Source organism: Mesorhizobium sp. M1E.F.Ca.ET.063.01.1.1 (assembly GCF_003998155.1).
Lineage (GTDB): Bacteria > Pseudomonadota > Alphaproteobacteria > Rhizobiales > Rhizobiaceae > Mesorhizobium.
On sequence record NZ_RZSC01000488.1, the window covers coordinates 1 to 4,569 of the forward strand.

Annotated in this window: 7 protein-coding genes; 3 read left to right on the forward strand and 4 right to left on the reverse strand. The window is 64.2% G+C overall.

Going from position 1 to position 4,569, the window contains the following annotated elements; all coding sequences use genetic code 11:
• Positions 1–285: 3-methyl-2-oxobutanoate hydroxymethyltransferase (locus tag EOA29_RS26065; RefSeq protein ID WP_189478992.1), on the forward strand; the 285-nt coding region annotated here is incomplete at its 5' end.
• Positions 282–1,139, forward strand: coding sequence for a pantoate--beta-alanine ligase (panC, locus tag EOA29_RS26070; protein WP_127221813.1), 858 nt, complete (start codon positions 282–284; stop codon positions 1,137–1,139). The genes EOA29_RS26065 and panC, both read left to right, overlap by 4 nt.
• Positions 1,140–1,208: 69 nt before the next feature.
• Here the strand turns inward: panC and EOA29_RS26075 are convergent, their stop codons facing one another.
• Positions 1,209–1,697, reverse strand: a complete 489-nt coding sequence (locus EOA29_RS26075) for a GNAT family N-acetyltransferase (RefSeq protein WP_126094170.1) — start codon at positions 1,695–1,697, stop codon at positions 1,209–1,211.
• A 1-nt stretch (position 1,698) separates the two neighbouring features.
• Positions 1,699–3,201, reverse strand: coding sequence for an Asp-tRNA(Asn)/Glu-tRNA(Gln) amidotransferase subunit GatB (gene gatB / locus EOA29_RS26080; RefSeq protein ID WP_127221814.1), 1,503 nt, complete (start codon positions 3,199–3,201; stop codon positions 1,699–1,701).
• Between the two features lie 170 nt (positions 3,202–3,371).
• Between gatB and EOA29_RS26085 the strand changes: the two genes are divergently transcribed.
• The gene (locus EOA29_RS26085) at positions 3,372–3,641 is read left to right on the forward strand and encodes a DUF6455 family protein (RefSeq protein WP_126094172.1); all 270 of its coding nucleotides are present in this window, start codon (positions 3,372–3,374) and stop codon (positions 3,639–3,641) included.
• Positions 3,642–3,666: 25 nt separating this feature from the next.
• Here EOA29_RS26085 and EOA29_RS26090 read toward each other — a convergent pair whose 3' ends face one another.
• Together EOA29_RS26090 and EOA29_RS26095 are read right to left on the reverse strand one after the other, a co-directional pair.
• Positions 3,667–4,098, reverse strand: coding sequence for a CBS domain-containing protein (locus EOA29_RS26090; protein ID WP_126094173.1), 432 nt, complete (start codon positions 4,096–4,098; stop codon positions 3,667–3,669).
• Between the two features lie 134 nt (positions 4,099–4,232).
• On the reverse strand, positions 4,233–4,569 hold a 337-nt coding region (locus EOA29_RS26095; protein WP_145969800.1), incomplete at its 5' end, for a rhomboid family intramembrane serine protease.

The following is a 4,569-nucleotide window of genomic DNA, read 5'->3' on the forward strand; positions in this document are numbered from 1 at the left end:
GTCATCGGGGGGAGGGGGGAGGCGGTGGTTTCGGATCTCACCCGCCATATCGCCATCCCGACCATCGGCATCGGCGCCAGCGCCGACTGCGACGGCCAGATCCTGGTCATAGACGACATGATCGGCATGACGGTCGACCGGGTGCCGAAATTCGTCAAGGAATATGCCCACCTGCGCGATGTCGTCTCGGACGCCGCCGCCCGCTTCGCGGCGGAGGTGCGCGACCGCACTTTTCCCGGCCCGGACCACGTCTTTGCCGCCACACCCGATAAGGACAACGTATGAGCCGACCGATCGTCGTCGAAACGGTTTCCGCCCTTCGCGAGCAAATCCGCGACTGGCGGCGCGAGGGCCTCGGCATCGCCATGGTGCCGACCATGGGCGCCCTGCATGACGGCCATATCTCGCTGGTCAGGATCGCGCTCGAAAAGGCCGAGCGCTGCGTCGTCTCGATCTTCGTCAATCCGGCCCAGTTCGCGCCGACAGAGGATCTGGACAAATATCCGCGCCAACTGGCCCGGGATATCGACCGGCTTCGGGAAACAGGCGCGCATCTCGTCTTCACGCCGACCGTCGCGGAAATGTACCCGGCCGGGTTCGCTACCAAAATCTCGGTCGGTGGCCCCTCCGCCGGTCTGGAAACGGATTTCAGGCCGGCCTTCTTCGACGGCGTCGCTATCGTTGTGACCAAGCTTTTCCTGCAGGCCGCGCCCGATTGCGCGGTGTTCGGCGAGAAGGACTACCAGCAGCTTTGCGTCGTCAGGCAGCTTTGCCGCGATCTCGATCTGCCGGTCGACATCATCGGCGGGCCGACGGTGCGCGATTCGCATGGCCTCGCCATGTCGTCCCGCAACGCCTATCTCGGCGAGGCCGAACTCGATATCGCGCGCAAGCTCAACGCGGTTCTGCGTCAGACCGCGACGGAACTGGCATCCGGCGCGGATGAGGCAAGTGCCACGGGCGAGGCCGCGGAAGCACTCGTCCGGTCGGGCTTCCGAAAGGTCGACTACGTCGCCGCACGCGAGGCCGTGACGCTCAGGCCTTGGCGGGGGGATCGCGACGGCCGCCTGCTCGCGGCGGCCTGGCTCGGCACGACCAGGCTTATCGACAATGTGGAGATTCTCCCCGCGCCTGAGTGACGAAGTCTGGACAGCCCGGGGATGCATCAAATCCAGGGCGCGACGCCGCAGCCGTTATCTTCGGACGATCTACGCCAGCCGCTTTTCCAGGACGAGCGCGGGTATTCCTGAACCGCCGCCGCAATCGCCAGTCCTGCCGGCGGGCCGGAACCCATGCGCCTCGTAGAAGGCGATCGCCGGGGAATTCGCCTCCTCCACTTCCAGGCGCAGTGTCCGCGCCTCCGGGAAGCTGGCCTCAACCTCGTCGAGCAGCGACCGGCCGATCCCTCGGCGCTGGCAGTCCGGATGCACGTAGAGTTGGTTGAGGAGGACGATCTTCGGGTCCGTGGTGGCGGAAGCGAACGCAATGCCGCCGAGGCGCTTGCCGTCGTCGGCCACCAGGAATTCCGAATTGGGGCGCGTCAGCCGCGCCTTGAGCGAGGCGATCGAATGCCAGTCATCGGTGATCTCGGTGACGCGCCCGGCGCCATAGATGGCATCGTAGGTGGCATGCCAGGTCTCGACCAGCAGCGCACGGATGGCGGCGAGATCGCGTTCGCTCGCCGTCCGCACGAACATGCTAGCCCTCGATGCCGAGCTTGGCCTTGACCAGCTCGTTGACCGCCTGCGGATTCGCCTTGCCGCCGGTCGCCTTCATCACCTGGCCGACGAACCAGCCGGCCATGGTCGGCTTGGCGCGCGCCTGCTCGGCCTTGTCGGGGTTGGCGGCGATGACCTCGTCGACCGCCTTCTCGATGGCGCCGGTGTCGGTGACCTGCTTCATGCCGCGGCTCTCGACGAGCTGGCGCGGGTCGCCGCCCTCGTTCCATACGATCTCGAACAGGTCCTTGGCGATCTTGCCGGAGATCGTGCCTTCCTTGATCAGGTCGATGACAGCGCCGAGCTGATCAGGCGAAACCGGAGCATTTTCAATATCTTTTCCGGCTTTGTTGAGAGCACCCAGCAGGTCGTTGATGACCCAGTTGGCGGCCTGCTTGCCGTCACGTCCGGCCGCCACCTTCTCGAAATAATCGGCGACCGGCTTTTCCGAAACAAGCACCGAGGCGTCGTAGGCCGAGAGGCCCAGCGAGTCGATCAGCCTCGCCTTCTTGTCGTCGGGCAGTTCCGGCAGATGCTGCGCCAAGGTGTCGACATAGGCCTGGTCGAACTCCAGCGGCAAGAGGTCGGGGTCCGGGAAGTAGCGGTAGTCATGCGCCTCTTCCTTGGAGCGCATCGAGCGCGTCTCGCCCTTGTTGGGATCGAACAGGCGCGTCTCCTGCTCGATCGCGCCGCCGTCTTCCAGGATGGCGATCTGCCGGCGCGCTTCGGACTCGATCGCCTGGCCGATGAAACGGATCGAGTTGACGTTCTTGATCTCGCAGCGCGTGCCGAAGGCGCCGCCCGGACGGCGCACCGAGACGTTGACATCGGCGCGCAGCGATCCTTCGTCCATGTTGCCGTCGCAGGTGCCGAGATAGCGCATGATGGTGCGCAGCTTGCTGACATAGGCCTTGGCCTCGTCTGCGGAACGCATGTCGGGCTTGGAGACGATCTCCATCAGCGCGACGCCCGAGCGGTTGAGGTCGACATAAGACATGGTCGGATGCTGGTCGTGCATCGACTTGCCCGCATCCTGCTCCAGATGCAGCCGCTCGATGCCGACCTCGATGTCCTCGAACTCGCCCTGCCGGTCCGGCCCGACGGAGACGATCACCTTGCCCTCGCCGACGATCGGCTGCTTGAACTGCGAGATCTGATATCCCTGCGGCAGATCCGGATAGAAGTAGTTCTTCCGGTCGAAGACCGACTTGTGGTTGATCGCCGCCTTCAGGCCAAGTCCGGTGCGGATCGCCTGCTTGACGCATTCCTCGTTGATCACTGGCAGCATGCCGGGCATCGCCGCGTCGACCAGGCTGACATTGGCGTTGGGGGCGGCGCCGAAAGAGGTCGAGGCGCCGGAGAACAACTTTGCCTCGGACGTCACTTGCGCATGCACTTCGAGCCCGATGATGATCTCCCAGTCGCCGGTGGCGCCGGAGATCAGGCGTTTCGGGTCGGGCGTGCGGGTATCGATGATGCTCATTGTGGTCCAGATGCTTGTTGTCCGAATTCCCGCACTCTGGCAGCGCAGGATGTCAACCGTTCGCTAGATCAATCGGCTCGGGCTGGCAAGGGAGTCGTCTGTTGACCGAGATCAATGCATGCCCCTGCCGCCTTGGACAAAATTGCCGAAAGGGTAGGAGTGTGACCAACATGAACTTTCTGGATTATCTGCTTCCAGTCGAGGTCAGGACCTCGTTGATGGGTCGAATGATGCAGAAGATGGGCGTCGAACGGCAACTCAAAATCATTCCGGACCAAATTGCCGTCACCAATCGAGCTGTCGACCGCTGCCGTTCATGCGGCCATCAAGCCGAATGCTCGACCTGGCTCGACAGCCACGAACAAGCCGACACCCCGCCGGAATATTGTCGCAACGCCGACCTGATCGCGCGCCTCCAGCACGCAGCCGGCCTGCGCTAGGATGCAATAAGCAGCCAGGCAGCGGCTACGCGGTGGCGATATAGGCCCGGATCTCCTCGGCTTCGCGTTCGACGTCCTCGATGCGGCGCTTGACCACGTCGCCGATCGACACGATGCCGTCGAGCATGCCGTCCTTCTCCACCGGCAGGTGGCGGAAGCGGCCTCGCGTCATGATCTCCATGACCTCGTTTACGGTATGGCTCTCGTTACAGATCTTGACCTTGGGCGTCATCGCCGAACGCACCGCGATATCGAGCGCGGCCGCTCCTTCCCTGGCAATCACCCGCACGACGTCGCGCTCCGAGAGAATGCCGACGATCTTGCGGTCGCCGTTGGTGATGACGAGCGCGCCGATCCTGTGTTCGGTCAGAATCCGGATGGCCTCGGTCAGCTTTTCGTTAGGCCCGAGCGTGAACACGTCATGGCCCTTGCTTTCAAGAATTGCCTTAACCGTCATGGCGTCCTCCTCAGCCTTGCTCGCCGGCTCCTGCCCGACCGGCTTTTTTTCAGCCCCAGCGCCCTTGGGAAGACGCTGGGTGCCTAGCCGCCATCGTGCGCCGTGATTGGCTGCATTTCAAGTGCGCCGCAGCGTTACTCCGACGGCTGCGGGCGGTCGAAGAAACGCAGGCCGAAGAAGCCAGCGATAAAGCCGCCGATATGGGCCTCCCAGGCGATCTGGCCGTCGACACCTGGCGCGAAGCCGAGCAGGCCGGTGGCGAGGTTGATCACCATCCAGACGCCGAGGAAAGTCATGACGCCGCGCGAGCGCAGCACGATTGCGATCGGCAGCGGCTCACCGGCGAAGGCTGCCTTGCCGGACGAGCGGTCGATGCGAAAGCCATAGCGCGCCGCCGCCCCCATCATGCCAGAGATCGCGCCCGAAGCGCCGACGAGCGGCATCTCGCCATACGGGTGCAGCGCCCAAAAC